Origin of the sequence: Streptomyces sp. WP-1, from assembly GCF_030450125.1 — a bacterium.
GTDB lineage: Bacteria > Actinomycetota > Actinomycetes > Streptomycetales > Streptomycetaceae > Streptomyces > Streptomyces incarnatus.
Window position 1 is genome coordinate 2076465 of the sequence record NZ_CP123923.1, and the last position, 20318, is coordinate 2096782.

General features: G+C 72.8%; 16 protein-coding genes. 5 read left to right on the plus strand and 11 right to left on the minus strand.

Translation table 11 applies throughout. From position 1 onward, the window contains the following. Positions 1–433: 433 nt before the first annotated feature. Together QHG49_RS08860 and QHG49_RS08865 are read right to left on the minus strand one after the other, a co-directional pair. A complete protein-coding gene (locus tag QHG49_RS08860; RefSeq protein ID WP_145486673.1) occupies positions 434–2725 on the minus strand; it encodes a bifunctional salicylyl-CoA 5-hydroxylase/oxidoreductase in 2292 nt (763 codons plus the stop codon). 6 nt (positions 2726–2731) lie between these two features. Beyond that, positions 2732–3559 carry an enoyl-CoA hydratase family protein gene (locus tag QHG49_RS08865; protein ID WP_301488397.1) on the minus strand — a complete coding sequence of 276 codons (828 nt, stop codon included), beginning with the start codon at positions 3557–3559 and terminating at the stop codon, positions 2732–2734. Positions 3560–3974: 415 nt separating this feature from the next. Between QHG49_RS08865 and QHG49_RS08870 the strand changes: the two genes are divergently transcribed. Continuing rightward, the gene (locus QHG49_RS08870) at positions 3975–4376 is read left to right on the plus strand and encodes an ATP-binding protein (protein WP_145486705.1); all 402 of its coding nucleotides are present in this window, start codon (positions 3975–3977) and stop codon (positions 4374–4376) included. On the opposite strand, the gene QHG49_RS08875 is transcribed toward QHG49_RS08870, so the two are convergent. The 3 genes from QHG49_RS08875 to QHG49_RS08885 form a co-directional block, all read right to left on the minus strand. Next, positions 4336–5799 (minus strand): amino acid permease, encoded by a 1464-nt coding sequence (locus tag QHG49_RS08875; RefSeq protein WP_301488399.1) that lies wholly within the window; start codon positions 5797–5799, stop codon positions 4336–4338. The genes QHG49_RS08870 and QHG49_RS08875 overlap by 41 nt on opposite strands. 183 nt (positions 5800–5982) lie before the next feature. Next, positions 5983–6993 carry an ornithine carbamoyltransferase gene (gene argF / locus QHG49_RS08880; protein ID WP_301488401.1) on the minus strand — a complete coding sequence of 337 codons (1011 nt, stop codon included), beginning with the start codon at positions 6991–6993 and terminating at the stop codon, positions 5983–5985. A gap of 96 nt (positions 6994–7089) precedes the next feature. Next, complete coding sequence (locus tag QHG49_RS08885) at positions 7090–8313, minus strand: arginine deiminase (RefSeq protein ID WP_301488404.1); 1224 nt, start codon at positions 8311–8313, stop codon at positions 7090–7092. Between the two features lie 171 nt (positions 8314–8484). Here QHG49_RS08885 and QHG49_RS08890 point away from each other — a divergent pair, with 171 nt between their 5' ends. Both QHG49_RS08890 and QHG49_RS08895 read left to right on the plus strand, forming a co-directional pair. Continuing rightward, on the plus strand, positions 8485–9540 hold the full coding sequence (locus QHG49_RS08890; RefSeq protein WP_159705852.1) for an SPFH domain-containing protein: 1056 nt from the start codon (positions 8485–8487) through the stop codon (positions 9538–9540). After that, complete coding sequence (locus QHG49_RS08895) at positions 9537–10427, plus strand: NAD(+)/NADH kinase (RefSeq protein WP_159705850.1); 891 nt, start codon at positions 9537–9539, stop codon at positions 10425–10427. The genes QHG49_RS08890 and QHG49_RS08895 overlap by 4 nt, the downstream gene beginning before the upstream one ends. Before the next feature lie 22 nt (positions 10428–10449). Here QHG49_RS08895 and QHG49_RS08900 read toward each other — a convergent pair whose 3' ends face one another. Then, positions 10450–12990: a polynucleotide kinase-phosphatase gene (locus tag QHG49_RS08900; RefSeq protein ID WP_301488409.1), complete on the minus strand. Its 2541-nt coding sequence runs from the start codon at positions 12988–12990 to the stop codon at positions 10450–10452. Then, the gene (locus QHG49_RS08905; RefSeq protein WP_301488411.1) at positions 12987–14450 is read right to left on the minus strand and encodes a 3' terminal RNA ribose 2'-O-methyltransferase Hen1; all 1464 of its coding nucleotides are present in this window, start codon (positions 14448–14450) and stop codon (positions 12987–12989) included. The genes QHG49_RS08900 and QHG49_RS08905 overlap by 4 nt, the downstream gene beginning before the upstream one ends. A gap of 103 nt (positions 14451–14553) precedes the next feature. On the opposite strand from QHG49_RS08905, the gene QHG49_RS08910 reads away from it, so the two are divergent. After that, positions 14554–15477: an LLM class F420-dependent oxidoreductase gene (locus QHG49_RS08910; RefSeq protein ID WP_301488413.1), complete on the plus strand. Its 924-nt coding sequence runs from the start codon at positions 14554–14556 to the stop codon at positions 15475–15477. A 97-nt stretch (positions 15478–15574) separates the two neighbouring features. On the opposite strand, the gene QHG49_RS08915 is transcribed toward QHG49_RS08910, so the two are convergent. The 4 genes from QHG49_RS08915 to QHG49_RS08930 all read right to left on the minus strand — a co-directional run bounded on the left by QHG49_RS08915 (position 15575) and on the right by QHG49_RS08930 (position 18325). Next, complete coding sequence (locus QHG49_RS08915; protein WP_186337700.1) at positions 15575–16075, minus strand: DUF6099 family protein; 501 nt, start codon at positions 16073–16075, stop codon at positions 15575–15577. Positions 16076–16257: 182 nt separating this feature from the next. Next, positions 16258–16590 carry a nucleotide pyrophosphohydrolase gene (locus tag QHG49_RS08920; RefSeq protein WP_145486683.1) on the minus strand — a complete coding sequence of 111 codons (333 nt, stop codon included), beginning with the start codon at positions 16588–16590 and terminating at the stop codon, positions 16258–16260. Then, positions 16574–17776 carry an AAA family ATPase gene (locus QHG49_RS08925; RefSeq protein ID WP_201300824.1) on the minus strand — a complete coding sequence of 401 codons (1203 nt, stop codon included), beginning with the start codon at positions 17774–17776 and terminating at the stop codon, positions 16574–16576. Before QHG49_RS08925 ends, QHG49_RS08920 begins: the two co-directional genes overlap by 17 nt. Positions 17777–17917: 141 nt before the next feature. Next, positions 17918–18325, minus strand: a complete 408-nt coding sequence (locus tag QHG49_RS08930; RefSeq protein ID WP_111580911.1) for a cell division protein SepF — start codon at positions 18323–18325, stop codon at positions 17918–17920. Between the two features lie 204 nt (positions 18326–18529). Between QHG49_RS08930 and QHG49_RS08935 the strand changes: the two genes are divergently transcribed. Beyond that, positions 18530–20293 carry a hypothetical protein gene (locus QHG49_RS08935; protein WP_370530442.1) on the plus strand — a complete coding sequence of 588 codons (1764 nt, stop codon included), beginning with the start codon at positions 18530–18532 and terminating at the stop codon, positions 20291–20293. Positions 20294–20318: the final 25 nt, after the last annotated feature.

Genomic DNA, 20318 nt, shown 5'->3' on the forward strand with positions numbered 1-20318 from the left:
TCCGGACCATGGCGCCCCCGCACGCCGCTGACCTGGTGTTTCTAGCGGCGGAGGGGAGAAAATGGACTGCGGGTCCAAGGTCGGGAGGAGGGGTCGGGAGGAGGATGAGGAGGGTTACGGCCTGCTCGCCGTTCCCTGGTCGTCGTCGTGGGCAGCCTCCGGGGTGGGGTCGTGGGCAGCCTCGGGGTGGGAGTGCCGTTCGGCGGGGCGACGGGAGCGGTGCCGGCGATCGCGCCGGACTGGTCGGCCCCCCGTCCCCGTTCTCCGCGTCCCCGTCCCCCGTCCCCCGTCCCCCGTCCCCCGCTGTCGCCGCAGCCGTGCCGCAGCGGCGACAGCGCGGTCGAAGCCGCCGCCACCCCCGGCTGTGGTAGCCGGGAGCACCGCCGTCGTCGTCTCCGGGAGCAGCCCCCGGACAGGGCAAGGACCGGCGTCCTCAATCGTTCAACGACAGGCGGGGTTTGGGGGTGTCCGTGCGGCCCGTCTGGGGGCGGCGGCTGCCCGGGCGGTAGGGGGTGGGCCAGTGGATGCCGGGGCCGTCGTAGGACTGTTCGGCGGCGGCGTGCAGGGTCCAGTGGGGGTCGTAGAGGTGGGGGCGGGCCAGGGCGCAGAGGTCGGTGCGGCCCGCCAGGATCAGGGAGTTGACGTCGTCCCAGGAGGAGATCGCGCCCACCGAGATCACCGGGACGCGGACCTCGTGGCGGATGCGGTCGGCGAACGGGGTCTGGTAGGAGCGGCCGAAGTCCGGCCGCTCGTCGGAGACGACCTGGCCGGTGGAGACGTCGATCGCGTCGGCACCGTGGGCCGCGAAGGCGCGCGCGATCTCGACCGCGTCCTCGGCGGTCGTGCCGCCCTCGGCCCAGTCGGTGGCGGAGACGCGGACCGTCATGGGGCGTTCGGCGGGCCATACCGAGCGTACGGCGTCGAAGACCTCCAGCGGGAAGCGCAGGCGCCGCTCCAGTGAGCCGCCGTACGCGTCGGTGCGGCGGTTGGTGAGAGGCGACAGGAAGCCGGAGAGCAGGTAGCCGTGGGCGCAGTGGAGTTCGAGGAGGTCGAAGCCGACGCGGGCGGCCCGCCAGGCGGCCGAGGTGAACTGCTCGCGGATGTCGGTGAGTTGGGCGCGGGAGACTTCGCGGGGGGTCTGGCTGCCCGGGCGGTACGGCAGCGGGGAGGGGGCCACGATCGGCCAGTTGCCGGTGGGCAGCGGCTCGTCGATGCCCTCCCACATCAGCTTGGTCGAGCCCTTGCGGCCCGAGTGGCCGAGCTGGACCCCGATCGCCGTGCCCGGCGCCTGCCGGTGCACGAAGTCGGTGACCCGCCGCCACGCCTCCGCCTGGCGGCCGTTGTAGAGGCCGGCGCAGCCGGGGGTGATGCGGCCCTGCTCGCTCACGCACACCATCTCGGTCATGACCAGGGCCGCGCCGCCGAGCGCGCGGGCGCCGAGGTGGACGAGGTGGAAGTCGCCGGGGACGCCCTCGGTGGCCGAGTACATGTCCATCGGGGAGACGACGACGCGGTTGCGCAGGGTCAGGCCGCGCAGCCGGAACGGGGTGAACATCGGGGGCGTGCCGGGCGGGCAGCCGAACTCGCGCTCCACGGACTCGGTGAAGCGGGCGTCGCGCAGCCGGAGGTTGTCGTGGGTGACGCGGCGGCTGCGGGTGAGCAGGTTGAAGGCGAACTGGCGGGACGGCTGGTCCCGGTACCGGTCCAGGTCTTCGAACCACTCCAGGCTCGCCCGCGCGGCCCGCTGGGTCGAGGCGACGACGGGCCTGCGCTCCGCCTCGTACGCCGTCAACGCGGCCGGTACGTCCGGCTGTTCGCGCAGGCACGCGGCCAGGGCGAGCGCGTCCTCGACGGCCAGTTTGGTGCCGGAGCCGATGGAGAAGTGGGCGGTGTGGGCGGCGTCGCCGAGGAGGACGAGGCTGCCGTGCGACCAGCGGTCGTTGACCACCGTACGGAAGGTCGTCCAGGCGGAGTTGTTGGAGCGCAGCGGGCGGCCGCGCAGCGCCTCCGTGAAGATCTTGGCGCAGCGGTCGGTCGATTCGCGCGGGTCCATCTCGTCGAATCCCGCCGCCCGCCAGACCTCTTCCCGCATCTCGATGATGACGGTGGAGGCGTCGGGTGAGAACGGGTAGCCGTGCAGCTGCATCACGCCGTGCTCGGTCTCCGCGATCTCGAAGCGGAAGGAGTCGAAGGCGAAGTCGGCGGCGAGCCAGATGTAGCGGCAGCGGTGGCCGGTGATCCTGGGCCGGAAGACGTCGGCGTAGGCCCCGCGGGTGGCGCTGTGGACCCCGTCGGCGGCGACGACCAGGTCGTACTCGGCGAGGAGCCGGTCGGCGGGCGGGGCCTCGGTGCGGAACTCGATGCGGACGCCCAGGTCCTGGCAGCGGGTGTGCAGGATCTCCAGGAGGCGGTGCCGGCCGAGGGCCGCGAAGCCGTGGCCGCCGGAGGTGTGGCGGGTGCCGCGGTGCACGATGTCGATGTCGTCCCAGCGGACGAAGTGGCGTTGCAGGGCCTCGTGGACGACGGGGTCGGCGTGTTCGATGCCGCCCAGGGTCTCGTCGGAGAGGACCACGCCGAAGCCGAAGGTCTCGTCGGGGGCGTTGCGTTCCCAGACGGTCACCTCGCGGGTGGGGTCGAGGCGTTTGAGGAGGGCGGCGGCGTAAAGGCCGCCGGGACCGCCGCCGATGACGGCGATGCGCGCGGGGTGGTCGGGCGCCGTCGGCATGACAGCTCACCTTCCCTGCCATTTGGGGGGTCGCTTCTCCGTGAAGGAGGCGTGGAACTCGCGGTAGTCCTCGCCGTTCATCAGCAGCGCCTGGGTCGCCGCGTCCAGTTCGACCGACGCGGCCAGCGGCATGTCCAGCTCGGCCGTCAGCAGGGCCTTCGTCTGGGCGTGGGCCAGGGCCGGGCCGTCGGCCAGGCGGCGGGCCAGCGCGGCCGCGGCCTCGTCGGCGTGCCCCTCCTCGGTCAGTTCGCTGATCAGGCCGATCCGCTCGGCCTCGGGCGCGCGGACCGGCTCGCCCAGCATCAGCAGGCGGGTGGCGTGGCCGAGGCCGACGACCCGGGGCAGCAGATAGGCCGCGCCCATGTCGCCGCCGGACAGGCCGACCCGGGTGAAGAGGAAGGCGAAGCGGGCGCTCGGGTCGGCGACCCGGAAGTCCGACGCGAGGGCGAGGACGGCGCCGGCGCCCGCCGCGACCCCGTGGACGGCGGCGATCACCGGGTACGGGCATTCGCGGATCGCCCGTACCACCTGGCCGGTCATCCGGTTGAAGTCGAGCAGCTGGGCGGTGTCCAGGGCGAGGGTGGCGCCGATGATCTCGTCCACGTCGCCGCCGGAGCAGAACCCGCGCCCCTCCCCGGCCAGCACCAGGGCGCGCACCGCGCGCTCCCGGGACAGCTCGGCCAGCAGGTCGCGCAGGTCGGCGTAGGCGCCGAAGGTGAGGGCGTTGAGCTTGTCGGGGCGGGCGAGGGTGACCGTGGCGACCCCGTCGGCGATCCGGAGGCGCAGATGCTCCCAGTCGGCGGTGCGGCGGGCGGAGCCGGTGAAGGGACTCATGACGTGCGGCCTCCTTGGGCGGCGGTGCCGTACGTTGCGCGATCCTCCGAAGTTATCACTCGTTTGTGACTGTCGTCACGGGCACGCGACAAGCCGGGGCGCCGAAGGCGTCTTTCGGCCGGATCGCGTCGATCGTCACCGGTGTCACCGGTCGGCCGCGGCGGCCGTAACAGAGGGCCCCGGCGTGCGCGGCGGGGCGCCGGGGCGGGCAGGGCGCCGGGCACCGGAGCGGGGGTCCCGGGCGAAGCCCGCCGACCGATTCGGACGACCGGGCCCGTACCATTCCTACAGTCGAAAGCAGGACAGCCTGCTCCATGAACGGACTCGCCTTGCACGAACGCCCCGCCCGCCCGTCGCCCGACCACCACCCCCGTCGAGTCACTTCGTGACGCCCTTCTGGTCGGCCTCCTGGCGTATGGCGCTGCCGCACACCGCCGCGGCGGTGCCGGTGGCCCGCGCCCTGGTGCGGACGGCCCTTTCCGAGGTGGAGCACGCGGCCGACTGCGACACGGCGGAGCTGCTCACGGCCGAGCTGGTGGCCAACGCGGTGGAGCACACCGCGGGCCGCGGCCCGATAGAGCTGGTGGTGGAGCTGCTGCCGACCGGCTGCCAGGTCGAGGTGCACGACCCCGACCCCGCGCCGCCCGGCCGGCTGACCCAGCCGGTCATGGAAGAACCGGACCTGTGGCAGGAGGGCGGGCGCGGACTGCTGCTGATCCGCGCCCTGAGCGCCGCCTGCGGACACCGCCCCACCCCGAGGGGCAAGGCGGTGTGGTTCACACTGCCTGCGATTCCCGCTCCGCGCCGGCCGCTGTGACACCGGCCCGGTCCGCCTCGGCGGCCAGGGCGCGGCCCAGCGTGGAGTGCCGGCGCCCGTAGGCGACGTAGACGAGGAAGCCCACCGCGAGGAACAGCGCGAACTGGATCCAGGTGCGCCAGCCGGTCTCGTACACCAGGTACAGGCAGAAGGCGATGCCGAGCAGCGGGACCACGGGGTAGAGCGGCACCCGGAAGCTGCGGGCGAGGCCCGGCTCGCGGCGGCGCAGGGTCATCACCGCGAGGTTCACCACGGCCATGATCGCGAGCGTGCCGATGGTGCACAGGTTCATCACCGCGTCGAGCGAGGCGAAGGCCGCCGGGAGCGCGAAGACGCCCGCGACGATCAGGGTGCCGACGACCGGCGTGGAGGTCTTCGGGGAGACCTTCTCGAAGACGCGCGGGATCAGGCCGTCGCGGGACATCGACATCAGGATGCGCGTCTGGCCGTACATCACCGCGAGGACCACGGAGGCGATGGCGACGACCGCGCCGAAGGCGATCACGCCGCCGCCGATGGTGGAGCCGGTGACCTGGTTGACGACGTAGGACAGGGCGGCGGGGCGGCCCGCGACCTGCTTGCCGCCGATGGCGCCGATGGCCGCGAGCGCGACGGCGCAGTACAGCAGCGTCACGATGCCCATGCAGACCATGATCGCCACGGGGATGTCGCGGCGCGGGTTCTTGGCCTCCTCACCGGCGGTGGTGATCGCGTCGAAGCCGATGTACGAGAAGAACGCGGCGGTGGTGCCCGCGCCGATGCCGCCGAGGCCGGCCGGGGAGAACGGGGTGAGGTTTCCGTGCTTGAAGGCGCTGTAGCCGATCGCGCAGAAGGCGATCAGGATCACCAGCTTGACGGCGGCCATGGCGGCGGTCGCGCCGGCGCTCTCGCGCACGCCGCGCACCAGCAGCACGGAGGCCATGGCGATCACGAGCACGGCCGGGAGGTTGACGATGCCGCCGTCGCCCGGACCCGCCGACAGCGCGGCGGGCAGCTGCCAGCCGATGAGGCTGTGCAGCAGCTCGTTGACGTACTGGCTCCAGCCGACCGCGACGGCCGAGATGGAGATGCCGTACTCCAGCAGCAGGCACCAGCCGACCAGGAAGGCGGTGGACTCGCCGAGGCCGGCGTAGGCGAAGGAGTACGAGGAGCCGGAGACCGGGATCGCGCCGCCCAGCTCCGCGAAGGAGAAGGCGGTGAACACGCAGGTGATCGCGGCGAGCACGAAGGAGACGACGACGGCGGGGCCGGCCTGGGCGACGGAGTCGGAGAGGCCGACGAAGATGCCGGTGCCGACGATGGCGCCGACGCCGAAGCAGATGAGCTGGAAGAGCCCCATCGTGCGCTTCAGGCCGTGTCCCTCGCGGTCGGCGCCGGATTCGGCGACGAGCAGGTGGGGGGACTTGATGCGGGGAGCGGGCATTGCGGACGGTGCTCGTTTCTGGTGGTGCGGGCGGCCGGGTGACGGCCGCCGGTGCGAGCGGCGGGTGCGACGGGTGGCGTCGCGGGTGCGAGCGACGGGACGACGGTCGCGCCGGCGGCCTCGGAATGGGTGGTTCCGAGGCCGCCGATCAGGATAATCCCTGGTCGGCGGAGGGCAACAGACTCAGCGGCCGAGTGTGGCGACCAGCACGGCCTTGATGGTGTGCAGCCGGTTCTCGGCCTGGTCGAAGACGACGGAGTACGCCGATTCGAACACCTCGTCGGTGACCTCCAGGGAGGTCAGGCCGTACGCCTCGTGGATCTCCTGGCCGACCTTGGTGCCGAGGTCGTGGAAGGCGGGCAGGCAGTGCAGGAACCTGACGTCCGGGTTGCCGGTGGCGCGCAGGACGTCCATGGTCACGGCGTACGGCGCGAGCGCCTTGATCCGGTCGGCCCAGACCTCCTTGGGCTCGCCCATGGAGACCCAGACGTCGGTGGCGACGAAGTCGGCGCCGCGGACGCCCTCCGCGATGTCCTCGGTCAGGGTGATCACCGCGCCGCTGGTCCTCGCCAGCTCGCGGGCGCGGGCCACGATCTGCGGGGCGGGCCAGTACTCCTCGGGCGCGACGATGCGGACGTCCATGCCGAGCAGGGCGCCGGTGACCAGGTAGGAGTTGCCCATGTTGAAGCGGGCGTCGCCGAGGTAGGCGAAGGCGGTCCCGGTCAGCGGCTTGGCGCAGTGCTCGGTCATGGTGAGCACGTCGGCCAGCATCTGGGTGGGGTGCCAGTCGTCGGTGAGCCCGTTGTAGACGGGCACGCCGGCCCGGGCGGCCAGCTCCTCGACCTTGGCCTGGCTGTCGCCGCGGTACTCGATGCCGTCGAACATCCGGCCGAGCACCCGGGCGGTGTCCCCCACGGACTCCTTGTGCCCGATCTGCGAGCCGGACGGGTCGAGGTACGTCGTGCGGGCGCCCTGGTCGGCGGCCGCGACCTCGAACGCGCAGCGGGTGCGCGTCGAGGTCTTCTCGAAGATCAACGCGATATGACGGCCCCGGAGGTGCTGGACCTCGGTCCCGGCCCGCTTGGCGGCCTTCAGCTCCGCGGCCAGCTCGATCAGGCCGCGGAACTCCTCCTCGGTGAAGTCCAGCTCCTTGAGGAAGTGGCGGCCGGCGAGGGCGGTCGGGACTGTCGCCATGGGGGGCGCTCCAGGGGTACAGGGGTACGGCTGTAGATACTCCGGAATTCTATACGACCTTCAGTAAGTTTATGCAGCCCCGTGAGGTGCGGCTTCTCACACAGGATCCCGTTCCACCGGACAGCTCATGCACCGGGGTCCGCCCCGGCCCCGCCCCAGCTCGCTGCCCGGGATCTCGATGACCTCGATGCCCTGTTTGCGCAGATGGGTGTTGGTGGTGGAGTTGCGTTCATAGGCGACGACGACACCGGGTTCGACGGCGAGCACATTGCAGCCGTCGTCCCACTGCTCGCGCTCGGCCGCGTGCACGTCCTGGGTGGCGGTCAGCACCCGGATCTCGCCGAGCCCGAGGGCGGCGGCGATCGCGCGGTGCATGTGCTCCGGCGGGTGGTCGGTGACCTTCAGCTCCTTCTCGCTCACGCCCGGTTCGATGGTGTACGAGCGCAGCATGCCGAGCCCGGCGTACTGGGTGAAGGTGTCGCCGTCGACCATCGTCATCACCGTGTCGAGGTGCATGAAGGCGCGCCGCTTGGGCATGTCGAGCGCCACGATCGTACGGGCGGACCCGGCCGCGAACAGTTTGTGCGCGAGCATCTCCACGGCCTGCGGGGTGGTGCGCTCACTCATCCCGACGAGGACCGCGCCGTTGCCGATCACCAGGACGTCGCCGCCCTCGATGGTGGAGGGGTAGTCGGCCTGGCCCTGGGACCAGATGTGGAACGGCTCGTCGCAAAAGAGCGGATGGTGCCGGTAGATCGCCTCGAAATGCACGGTCTCGCGCTGCCGGGCGGGCAGCCGCATGGCGTTGATGGAGACCCCGTCGTAGATCCAGGCGGAGGTGTCGCGGGTGAAGAGGTGGTTGGGCAGCGGGGCGAGGAGGAATTCGTCCAGGTCCATCACATGGAAGCGGACGGAGGTCGGCTCCGCGTGCGCCGCGAGGAACTCCCGCTTGGTCATGCCGCCGACGAGCGCCTCGGCCAGCTCGCGGGCGGGCAGGTTCTCGAAGGCGGCGCGCAGATGGGAGGTGGCGAGGGGGCCGTACTCCCGCTCGTCGAAGACGCGGTCGAGGACCAGGGTGCGGGCCTCGGGCAGCTCCAGGGCCTCGACCAGCAGATCGCCGAAGAGGTGGACGGCGACGCCCCGGTCGCGCAGGACGTCCGCGAAGCCGTCGTGTTCGGCGCGGGCCCGGCGCACCCAGAGGACGTCGTCGAAGAGGAGGGCGTCCTTGTTGCTGGGGGTGAGCCTTTTGAGCTCGAGATCGGGCCGGTGCAGGATGACGCGGCGCAGCCGCCCGGCCTCGGAGTCGACATGGAATCCCATGTGACCATCCTGACCACCGGGGACCGGATTCACCCTCCCCTCGGCCATTTCGGAGCGCTCTTGTTGCGACTTCAGTTCGATCGCCTCCACCTCGGGAGGTTGTCGTCTACTTGACGACAACCGGATGCCCCGCTTATCGTCTTGACGACGAAAAGAAGCGAGGGGGGCCTCATGGCCGACATCACCCGGCGTCTCGGCTGGCGCCATCTGCGGGGCACACCGACGGCCCACATCCGCCATCACCGCTCCGGGACGTTGGTGCACGACGGCCCCGGACTCAGCTTCTGGTTCCGCTCGTTGACGGCCGCCCTCTCGGAAGTGCCGGTGGACGACCGTGAGCTGGCGATGACCTTCCACGCCCGTACGGCCGACTTCCAGGACGTGACGGTGCAGGCGACGGTCACCTACCGCATCGGCGACCCGGCGCTCGCCGCCGCCCGGCTCGACTTCTCGGTCGACCCGGACACCGGCGCCTGGCGGGGCACGCCGCTGGAGCAACTGGCCACCCTGCTCACGGAGACGGCGCAGGAGCACGCCCTGGACGTGCTGGCCCGCACCCCGCTGTCGGCCGCGCTGACCGACGGGGTGAGCGCGGTGCGCGAGCGGCTCGCGGCCGGGCTCGCGGCACAGCCCCGGCTGCCGGACACCGGGGTCGAGGTGGTCGCGGTGCGCGTGGTGGCCGTACGCCCCGAGCCCGAGGTCGAACGCGCGCTGCGCACCCCCGCGCGGGAGCAGATCCAGCAGGAGGCGGACCGGGCGACGTACGAGCGGCGCGCGGTGGCCGTCGAGCGGGAGCGCGCGATCGCCGAGAACGAGCTGGCCAGCCGCATCGAACTCGCCCGGCGCGAGGAGCAGTTGGTGGAGCAGCGCGGCACCAACGCCCGGCGCGAGGCGGAGGAGCAGGCGGCCGCGGACGCGGTGCGGGCGGAGGCCGAGGCGGCCCGCACGGTACGGCTCGCGGAGGCCGAGGCGGACAAGGTGGTACGGCTGGCCCGCGCGGCGGCCGAGCAGGAGCGCGAGGTGGGCGAGGCGCGGGCGCAGGCGCGGGCGGCGTGGCTGCGGGTGCACGGCGAGGCGGACGTGGCGACGCTGCACGCGCTGGCGGCGATGCGGGTGGCGGAGAATCTGCCGGACATCGAGAGCGTGACGATCTCGCCGGATGTGCTGACGGGGTTGCTGGCGAAGCTCGGTGGGGCGGGCTCCGGTTCCGGCGGGGCCGGGGCGTGAGTCTCGCGCCGCGGGCCGTGCTGGTCCATCGCACCACGGAGTACGAGGAGTTGGTGGCCCGGTACGGCACGCACGGCCAGGCCGCGTTCGTGCTCGCCTCCCGGGGCCGGGACATCGAGGAGATCGCGGCCCGGCACCAAGGGACGCGGCGGGCGCTGGCGGAGGTGGCGGCGGCCGTGCCGCTCACCTGGCGGCAGGCCCGGGTGGAACGCGCGGACCTCGAACGGTTCCTGTTCGCGCCCGAGGACGTCGTCGTGGTCGTCGGACAGGACGGTCTGGTCGCCAACGTGGCGAAGTATCTGACCGGGCAGCCGGTGATCGGCATCGACACCGACCCGGGACGCAATCCGGGGGTGCTGGTACGGCACCGGCCGCGGGACGCGGCGAAGTTGCTCGCTGCACCGAGTACTGGCTGCGAGGAGCTGACGATGGTGGCGGCGGAGGCCGACGACACGCAGCGGCTGGTCGCGCTCAACGAGATCTACCTCGGCGCGGCGGGCCACCAGACCGCCCGGTACCGCCTGGGTCTCGACGGCGACAGGGGTGCCGTCGAGACCCAGGCCTCCTCCGGGGTCCTCGTGGGTACGGGGACGGGCGCCACGGGCTGGCTCCGCTCCCTGTGGCAGGAGCGGGGCGCGCACCTCCCGCTCCCCTCCCCCACCGAGCCCCGCCTCCTCTGGTACGTCCGCGAGGCCTGGCCCTCCCCGGCCACCGGTACGACCCTGGTCGCCGGGCAACTGGACACGTCCGCCACCCTGACCCTCACCGTGGAGTCCGACCACCTCATCGCCTTCGGCGACGGCATCGAGACCGACGCGCTCCAGCTGACGTGGGGGCAGCGGGTCCGGGTGGGGGTGTGGGGGGAGCGGCTGCGGCTGGTGGGGTGAGGGCACCCGGCTCGGGGGCGCCCTACAGCCGGGGGTCCACCGGCTCCGACTCCAGGGCCAGGACGCCGAAGACCGCCTCGTGGACCCGCCACAGCGGCTCGCCGCCGGCCGAGCGGTCCAGTGCTTCCAGACCGAGGGCGTACTCGCGCAGGGCGAGGGAGCGCTTGTGGTTGAGGAAGCGGCGGCGCAGGCGGGCGAGGTTGTCGGGGCGGGTGTACTCCGGGCCGTAGATGATCCGGAGGTACTCGCGGCCCCGGCACTTGATGCCGGGCTGGACCAGGCGGCCGTCCGGGCGGTGGGCCAGGGCGGTGAGGGGCTTGACGACCATGCCCTCGCCGCCGCGGCCGGTCATCTCCAGCCACCAGTCGACGCCCGCCGCGACCGACTCGGGGTCGCCCGTGTCGACGTAGAGGCGGCGGGTGGTGGCCAGCAGGCCGGTGCCGTCGTGTTCCACCAGGCGGTCCAGCAGGGCCAGTTGCTCGTCGTGCGGGAGCGCGGCGAGGCTGCGGCCCTCGGTGGCGAGGATCTGGAAGGGGGCGAGGCGGACGCCGGAGAGGCCGTCGGTGGTCCAGCAGTAGCGCCGGTACGCGGCGGTGAACGCGGCCGCGTCCGAGGCGCGTTCGCGCTGCCGGTCGAGCAGCTCGCCCACCTCCGCGCCCCGGGACGCCGCCGCCTCCAGCGCGGCCAGCGCACCCGGGAACACCGCCCCGGCCGCCGCGCCGACGGCCGCGTACTGGCTGCGCAGCAGACCCGCCGCCTTCAGCGACCACGGCATCAGCTCGGCGTCCAGCAGCAGCCATTCCGTGTCCAGTTCGGACCAGAGACCGGCGTCCGACACCGCCGTGCGCAGTCGGGTGAGGATCTCCTCGGTCATCGTCCGGTCGTCGAAGAAGGGGCGCCCGGTGCGGGTGTACAGCGCGCCCGTGGGGCCGTCCACACCGAACCGCTTCACCGCCGCCGCCGCGTCCCGGCACACCAGGACCACGGCCCGCGAGCCCATGTGCTTCTCCTCGCACACCACCCGCGCGACCCCGTCCGCCGCGTACTGCGCGAACGCCTCCCTCGGGTGCTCCAGATAGCCGTCCACCTCGGAGGTGGCCGTCGGCGCCATGGTCGGCGGGAGATACGGCAGCAGGCGCGGGTCGATCGCGAAGCGGCTCATGACCTCCAGGGCCGCCGCCGCGTTCTCCTCGCGGACCGCGACCAGGCCGGCGTGCCGGGTCTCGACCGCCCGGCGCCCCCGCACATCGGCGAGGTCCAGCGGCCGCCCGTCCGCTCCGCCGGGCGCCTCGGCGCGCAGCGGGCGCGCCGGCTCGTACCAGACGCGCTCGGCCGGTACGTCGACCAGTTCCCGCTCCGGCCAGCGCAGCGCGGTCAGCTTGCCGCCGAAGACGGCGCCGGTGTCCAGGCAGATGGTGTTGTTGAGCCAGGTGGCGTCCGGTACCGGGGTGTGGCCGTAGACGACCGCCGCCCGGCCCCGGTAGTCCTCCGCCCACGGGTAGCGCACGGGCAGGCCGAACTCGTCGGTCTCGCCGGTGGTGTCGCCGTACAGGGCGTGCGAGCGGACCCGGCCGGAGGTGCGGCCGTGGTACTTCTCGGGCAGTCCGGCGTGGCAGACGACGAGCCTGCCGCCGTCGAGGACGTAGTGGCTGACCAGTCCGTCGAGGAACGTGCGTACCCGCGCCCGGAACTCCTCGCTCTCGCCCTCCATCTGGGCGATGGTCTCGGCGAGGCCGTGGGTGTGCTGGACATCGCGGCCCTTGAGGTGACGGCCGTACTTGTTCTCGTGGTTGCCCGGCACACACAGGGCGTGGCCCGACTCGACCATCGACATCACGCGGCGCAGCACGCCCGGGGAGTCCGGGCCGCGGTCGACCAGGTCGCCGACGAAGACGGCCGTACGGCCCTCCGGGTGGGCGCCGTCCACATAGCCCAACGTGCCCAGCAGCGACTCAAGTTCGGCGGAGCAGCCGTGGATGTCGCCGATGATGTCGAAGGGGCCGGTGAGGTGGGTGAGGTCGTTGTAGCGCTTCTCGGTGACGACGGTGGCGCTCTCGGCCTCCTCGGTCCCGCGCAGCACATGCACCTTGCGGAAGCCCTCGCGCTCCAGGTGGCGCAGGGAGCGGCGCAGTTCGCGGATGTGCCGCTGGACGACCCGGCGCGGCATGTCGGCGCGGTCGGCGCGGGCCGCGTTGCGCTCGGCGCACACCTCCTCCGGTATGTCGAGGACGATGGCGATGGGCAGCACGTCGTGCTGCTTGGCCAGTTCGATCAGCCGGCGGCGGCTGTCCTGCTGCACGCTGGTGGCGTCCACGACGGTGCGGCGCCCGGCGGCGAGCCGCTTGCCGGCGATGTAGTGCAGGACGTCGAAGGCGTCGCGGGTGGCGCCCTGGTCGTTCTCGTCGTCGCAGACCAGGCCCCGGCAGAAGTCGGAGGAGATCACCTCGGTGGGCTTGAAGTTCCTGCGGGCGAAGGTGGACTTGCCGGAGCCGGAGGCGCCGACGAGGACCACGAGGGAGAGGTCGGTGACGGGCAGGGCCCGCCCCTTGCGTGTCTCGGTCATGCCGCCTTCGCCTCCTTCTCGGCGCGGAGGGTGAACAGGGCCAGCTGGGTGGGCGGTCCCACCTCGGGGTCGTCGGGGCCGACGGGCGCGAACTCGACGTCGTACTCGTGCCGTTCGGCGACCTCGGTGGCCCAGGCGCGGAACTCGGCGCGGGTCCACTCGAAGCGGTGGTCGCCGTGCCGGACGTGTCCGGCGGGCAGGGTCTCCCAGCGGACGTTGTACTCGACGTTCGGGGTGGTCACCACGACCGTGCGGGGGCGGGCGTGCCCGAACACGGCGTACTCCAGGGCGGGCAGCCGGGGCAGGTCGAGGTGTTCGACGACCTCGCTGAGCACGGCGGCGTCGTAGCCCTTGAGCCGCTTGTCGGTGTAGGCGAGCGAGCCCTGCGTCAACCGGACGCGGGACGCCTGCCGTTCGCCCATGCGGTCGAGCTTGAGCCGCCGGGCGGCGATGGTGAGCGCCCGCACCGACACATCGACCCCGACGATCTCGGTGAACCGGACGTCCTTGAGGAGTTCCTGCACCAACTGCCCCTGCCCGCACCCGAGGTCGAGCACCCGGGCGGCGCCGCGGGCGCGCAGCACGCCGACGATCACCTCCCGGCGCAGCACCGCGAGCGGGGTCGGCTTCTCCTCCGCCTCGGTCTCCTCGCCGACCGCGTTGTCGATGGCCTCGACCTCGCTGTCGTCGGCCTCGGCGAGCCGCACCAGCTCCAGCGCCTCGCGCGCCTGCCGGGTCAGCGACCAGCGGCGGGAGAGATAGCGGCTGGTGATCAGCTGCTGCTCCGGGTGGCCGGGCAGCCAGCCCTCGCCGGCCCGCAGCAGCTTGTCGACCTCGTCGGCACAGACCCAGTAGTGCTTGGCGTCGTCCAGGACCGGCAGCAGCACGTACAGGTGGCGCAGCGCCTCGGCGAGGGTCAGCGTCTCGGATTCGAGCACGAGCCGGACGTACCGCGAGTCGCCCCACTGCGGGAACTCCGCGTCCAGCGGCACCGGTTCGGCGTCCACGGTCCAGCCCAGCGGCTCGAACAGCTTGCGTACGAGCGCGGCGCCACCGCGGGCGGGCAGGGCCGGGACCTCGATGCGCAGCGGCAGCGGGGCGGCGGCCCGCTCGGGGCGGGCGGCGCACATCCCGCGCATGGCGCTGGAGAAGACGCTGCTCAGCGCGACGGCGAGGAGGGAGGAGGCGGCGTAGGGGCGGTCGTTGACGTACTGCGCGAGGGCGGCGTCGGGGGCGCCGCCGCGGCCCTTGCCCTTGCCGCGCCGCACCAGCGCCGCGGGGTCGGTCTCCAGCAGCAGGGCGGCCGTGCAGCGCGCGTCGTCCGCCTCCGGGTAGAAGACGTGCGCGGTGCCGTAGGACGTGGAGAAGCGCTGTGCCTTGCCCGGGTGCTTGTGCAACAGGTACCCGAGGTCGGTGGCCGGGTGGGCGGCGTCGCCGCGGAGAGAGATCGTCAGGAACACATGTCCGAGTCTGGCGGCCCGAGCACCCCGCTGACCACCGGTTTTCACGCCTCCGGGCGGCTTTGTGCCTGGTTGCGCGCGCAACGGCAGGCATGATGGACGCATGGATCTTCGAGTCTTCACCGAACCCCAGCAGGGCGCGACCTACGACACGCTGCTGCGTGTCGCCAAGGCCGCCGAGGAACTGGGCTATGACGCGTTTTTCCGCTCGGACCACTATCTCCACATGGGCAACGCGGACGGTCTGCCCGGCCCCACCGACGCCTGGATCACCCTCGCCGGCATCGCCCGGGAGACCAGCCGCATCCGGCTCGGCACCCTGATGACGGCCGGTACCTTCCGCCTCCCCGGTGTGCTGGCCATCCAGGTGGCGCAGGTCGACCAGATGTCCGGCGGCCGGGTGGAGCTGGGGCTCGGTTCGGGCTGGTACGAGGAGGAGCACAAGGCGTACGGCATCCCGTTCCCGAAGGAGAAGTTCGGGCGGCTGGAGGAGCAGCTGGCGATCGTCACGGGGCTGTGGGAGACGCCGGTCGGCGAGCGGTTCAGTTACGACGGTTCGTACTACCGGTTGCAGGACTCCCCCGCGCTGCCGAAGCCGGCGCAGAGCCGGGTGCCGGTGCTCATCGGCGGTCACGGTGCCAAGCGGACGCCGGCGCTGGCGGCGGAGTACGCCACCGAGTTCAACATTCCCTTCGCCTCCGTCGAGGACAGCGAGCGGCAGTTCGGCCGGGTGCGGGCGGCGGCCGAGGAGCGCGGGCGCAAGGGCGACGACCTCGTCTACTCCACCGCGCTGGTCGCCTGTGTCGGCAGGAACGACGCCGAGGTCGAGCGGCGGGCGGAGGCCATCGGCCGCGAGGTGGACGAGCTGAAGGCCAACGGTCTCGCGGGCTCCCCGGCGGAGGTCGTGGAGAAGCTGGGGCGCTATGCGGCGGTGGGTTCGGGGCGGGTCTACCTGCAGATGCTGGACCTGGACGACCTGGCCCACCTGGAGCTGATCGCGTCCGAGGTCATGCCGCACGTCGCCTGACCGGGCGGCCGGGACCGGCACCGTCTCCCGCGGGCGGTGCCGCGCGCCGACGCGGGGCTCCCGGCGCGAACCGTCGTACACGGTCCCTGCGCGGCGGCTACGCGCAGGGCGCGCCTCCGAAGGGGCTGCGCTGGTTGTCGTCGGCCGATAACACCTCCTCCCGCGCGGCGAGCTTGCGCAGCATCTCGCGGACCCGGTCGCGGGACTCGTCGGCGGCGTCGATGGCCTCCATGCACTGCCAGTACGTCGTCTCGTCCGCTGCGGCGCTGGCCATGCCGACCAGGGCCATGCCGACCTCGCCGAGCAGTCCGCCGAGGCAGAGCAGGGTCTCGCGGGCGTCGTCCAGCCGGGTGAGCTGGGCGGCGCGCAGATCGCCGAGGTCCAGCTCGGGCGGGTCGAGGACGCCGCAGCCCCGGCCCGCCAGCTCGGTCAGCCCGAGCGCCTCGCCGCGCAGTTCCGGCGGTCCGGAGACCGCGAGCCTGCTGCCGATCGCCTGGGCGAGGGCCTGTGCCTGCCACACCTCCGCCATCAACTCGTGTGTGTCCGCGCCGCTCGCCAGGGCTCGTCTGCCGGTGAGGATGAGTCGTACCGCGTCCATCCGTCGCCCCCGTCCCTCCACGCACTCGCTCGTACGTTCACTGGCTCTCCTGTCCACTACCCAGAGTGAGGGTCGTTGGTGCGAAAAGCTAGAGGAAGCCCGAAATCTGGGGACAACAATTCGGATTCGACAGGTGAATTGACTTCGGAGAGTGATAATGGAACCAGGGAGTCCGTCTGTTGTCACTTCTCGGGCGCCGGAAAGCGGTGTTCGTTGCGATCGATCTTCTCGGACAGGGCGGTCAGCGGGTCGATGTCCAGGACCGCGCAGAACTGGAGGAGATAGGCGAGGACATCGGCGACCTCGTCGCGGACGCGGTGCGCGGTTGCGGGGTCGGACATCACCCGGGCCGACTCCTCGGGGGTCAACCACTGGAAGATCTCGACCAGTTCGGAGCTCTCCACGCTCAGCGCGGAGGCGAGGTTCTTGGGGGTGTGGTACTGCCCCCAGTTCCGGGCGGCGGCGAACTCGGCGAGTCGGCGCTGGAGTCGGGGGAGGTCAGGGTGTTCCGTCACGGTTCAGGTGTACCACTGTGACGCCCTCGGCCCCCGCGCACCAGGAGGCGTCGTTCACCGCGGCCACGAGCCGGATGTGCCCGTACTCGCCCATGGCCGCCGCGAGGCGCAGCAGGGACCGGCGCTGGCCCGGGTCGAGGGAGCGGTCGAAGCCGTCGGCGAGGACGGTGAGGGAGCGCAGGGCGTCGGGGACCTCGCCGGGCGGGTCCATGGCCAGGACGCCGGGGCCGGTCAGCAGGACCAAGGTGTGGGCGAGATAGCGCAGTTCGCCCTCGCCGAGGCGGGCCAGTTCCGTGCGGTGGCCGTCACCGCGGTCGAGCAGGGCGCGCACCGTGCCGTCGAAGAGGGGTTCGGCGATCAGGTCGTGCACCGGTCCCGCGCAGCCCGCGCGCAGCGCCTCGACCAGCCGGCCGTGTCTGCGGGCGCACTCGGCGCGGGTGCGCCAGAGCACGTCGGCGAGGTTGTCGCAGCCGGGCATCAGCCGGCCGGAGCCGGTGGGCACGGGGGTGCGCATGCAGTCGGGGCGGGGATCGCAGACGAAGACCGAGCGCAGGGCGACGACCATCTGCTCGGCCGCGGCCAGCACCCTGCGCTGGCCGTCGGTCTTGCCGGCCACGCGCAGCGGGAGCAGGGCGGTGCCGAGGCGGTCGTCGGGCAGCGGCGCGCGGGTCACCGGAGCGGTGCCCGCGGTGTGCCAGGCGGCCTGCACGGCGCGGCGCCCCGGGTCCCGTAACGCGGTCTGGAGCAGGACGACATCGCCCGCGCTCAGCCGCTCGCCCACGATCCGCAGCTGCGGTTCGGCCTGTACGGCGAGGTCGAGCCGGACCGGCCCCTCGGCGCCGTCGGCCGTACAGCCGATCCGGAAGCCGCGCCGTCCCTCGCCGTCGGGCCGGGCCCGGTCGGGCACGCAGGCGACGGGATCCGGGAACGCCTCCACGAGCGGGGCGCCGCCGGAGAGCCGGGCCAGCGCCTCGTAGGCCGCCAGCGCCGTGGTCTTCCCCGAGCCGCTGGGGCCGGCGAACACCGTGACCGCCCCGAGGGGGAATCCGGCGCCCCGGTGCCCGGCGAACGCCGACAGGCGCAGCTCGGTGATCCGGGGCCGTACATCGAGGGGCTCGCGGGACTTCGGCGGAAGGGTCCCGCAGAACCCCTCGGCCACCGGCGGCTCAGCGGACGCGAAAGGCATGGCCATCCCCGGAACGTAGGGCGCCACCGAGGGGGCGAACCGTTTCCCCGGTGGAGGTTCCCACGATCGGGGGCGTTCACGGCAACAACGGGACCGGCCTCACTCCGGAGAGCTACGGGGAGCCATGGGGTGGGCCCGCGCTCACCCCGCGCCCTCCAGCAGCCCGCTGACCTCCGTGCCCGGCGGGGTCAGCAGGAAGACGTTGCGGTCCACCCGGTGCATCCCGCTGCCCAGGCCGAAGACGACGCCCGTGCTGAAGTCGAGGACCCGCTTGGCGACGTCCCCCTCGGCTCCGGAGAGGTCGAGGAGGACGGGCGCGCCCGCCATCACCGTCTCGGCGACCTCGCGGGCGTCGGCGAAGACGTTGACGCGGAGGACCACGAAACGGCGCCGGGTCTCGGTCTCGTCGTCCGGTAGGGAGCGGTGGTTGACCGCCGAGGGCCACGCGTCGCGGCCCCGTAGTGGCACGACCTGGGCGAGCCCTTCCCACTGTTCATCGGTGACGTCGTAACGGCTCACCGGCTCCCCCCGACCTTGCTCGCTTTCCATGCCTGCACCAGGCAATTCTTACGCCAAGTCACCCGTTCGGCCCAACAGCGACACACAACGACACGGAGTCGATCGGTCCGGTGGCGCCGACACCGCCCCATCCATGAGCAGATGTGCGAATATGCCCGCTTCTTACCGCCCTCATACCGGACTCTTCACCGCTGGTCGCACACCGGTCACGCACCGCCGCTAGCGTCCGGTCCCGTGCACTTGGCAGAAACACAGCAGGTGACGCCCGGCCGGCGGACGCAGTCGGCGGTGTCCGCCGTACCCGGGCCGCGCGCGCAGGCGTCCGGCGGGCCCGCGCAGTGGCATCGCGTCCTCACGCTCCTGGCCGACGTGAGCCTCTTCATCGGCACGCGTTCCGTCTGGACGCAGGCGGCCACGCACCGCCTGGTCCTCGCCGGGGTCATCTCCCTGTGCTACGCGGCGATCCTGGTGACCGGCGTCCTCGCGCTGACGGTCCGCCGGACCCGCTCGCTGGCGCGCCTCGACCTGGTGGTGCTGGTGACCGCGGTCGTCCTCGCCCTGTGCGCGTGGGCGCTGAACCACGGCGGCGGCGACGAGGCGCTGCTGACCACCCAGGCCGCGAAGGAACTCGTCCACGGGCACAACCTGTACGAGCATCCGTGGCCATGGCTGTTCCGCGTCAAGGGCGTCGCCCTGACCGCGACGACGACCGGCGGATACGACTACACGTACGGCTATCCCCCGCTCGCGCCGCTGCTCACCGTCCCGTTCCTGTGGCTCGGCCACGGCGGCGCCCCGGCGACGGCGGTGGGCACCCTCGCCCTGATCGCGGGTGCGATCGCGCTGTGGCGGCTGGTCCCGGCGCAGTGGCGGTCGGCGGCCACGATGGTCTTCCTCGGCTTCGGCCTGCTGCCCAGCTACGGCCGCCAGGGCTACCCGGCGATCCTCGCCCTCGCGCTGCTGGTCCCGGTGGTGGTCCGCTGGCCCCGGCTCGGCGCGCGCGGCCGGCTCGGCGCGGTCGGCGTCGCCCGTGCCGCCTGCCTCGGCGCGGCCTGCGCCGCCCAGCAACTCCCCTGGTTCGTCACGCCGTTCCTGCTCGCCGGGATCTACGCGGTGCGCCGCGGCGAGCTGGGCGGCCGGGCGGCCGCGCGCGTGGTGCTGCGGATCACCGGGGTCGCCGTCCTGGCCTTCCTGCTGATCGACGCCTATCTGATCGTGACCGAGCCCGGCCCGTGGCTGCGCGGCATCGTGCTGCCGCTGACCCAGGGCGCGGTGCTGCACGGCCAGGGCATCGTCGGCATCTCGCTGTACTTCACCCACGGCAGCGACCGCCTCGACTGGTACGGCCACGCGAGCATGCTGCTGGCCGCCGCCCTGCTCGCCCTGTTCGTGCTGTTCGTACGGCGCCTGGGACCGGCCGCGACCGTGCTGCCGTGGTGCGCGTTCTTCCTGGCGACGCGCTCGCAGGACGGCTACTACCTGATGATGACCCCACTGTGGCTGGCGGCCGCGGTCACCGCGCCCCTGCCGGAGTTCGCGCAGGCGTGGCAGCCCCGGCCGCGCTTCCTGGCCGGTCCCCGGCGCAGGGCCGTCCGGCTCGCGGCCGTCCCGGTGCTGCTCGCGCCCGCCCTGGTCAGCGCGGTCCTCGCGGCCACCGGGAGCCCGCCGCTGCGGATGGACATCACGGCGGTACGGCCCCTCACGCCCGGCACGGTCTCCGGGGTGACCCTGAGGGTCGCCAACACCGGCGACGACCCGCTCACCCCGCACTACATGCTCACCACCGGCCAGGGCATGACCCGCTACTGGCCGCTCGCCCACGGCCCGGCCACCATCCCCGCGCACGGCGCGGCGACCGTCGAACTCCGCGCCCCCTCCGGCAGCTTCACGCTCCCGAGGAAACGGAACACCCGGCTGCGGCTGCGGGCCTTCACCGGCGGCCCCCAGACGCTCTCCACCCGGGACGTACGCCGGTCCGAGCTGCGCGTCAAGGGCTGAACGGCCCCACCCGCCCCCTGCGGCC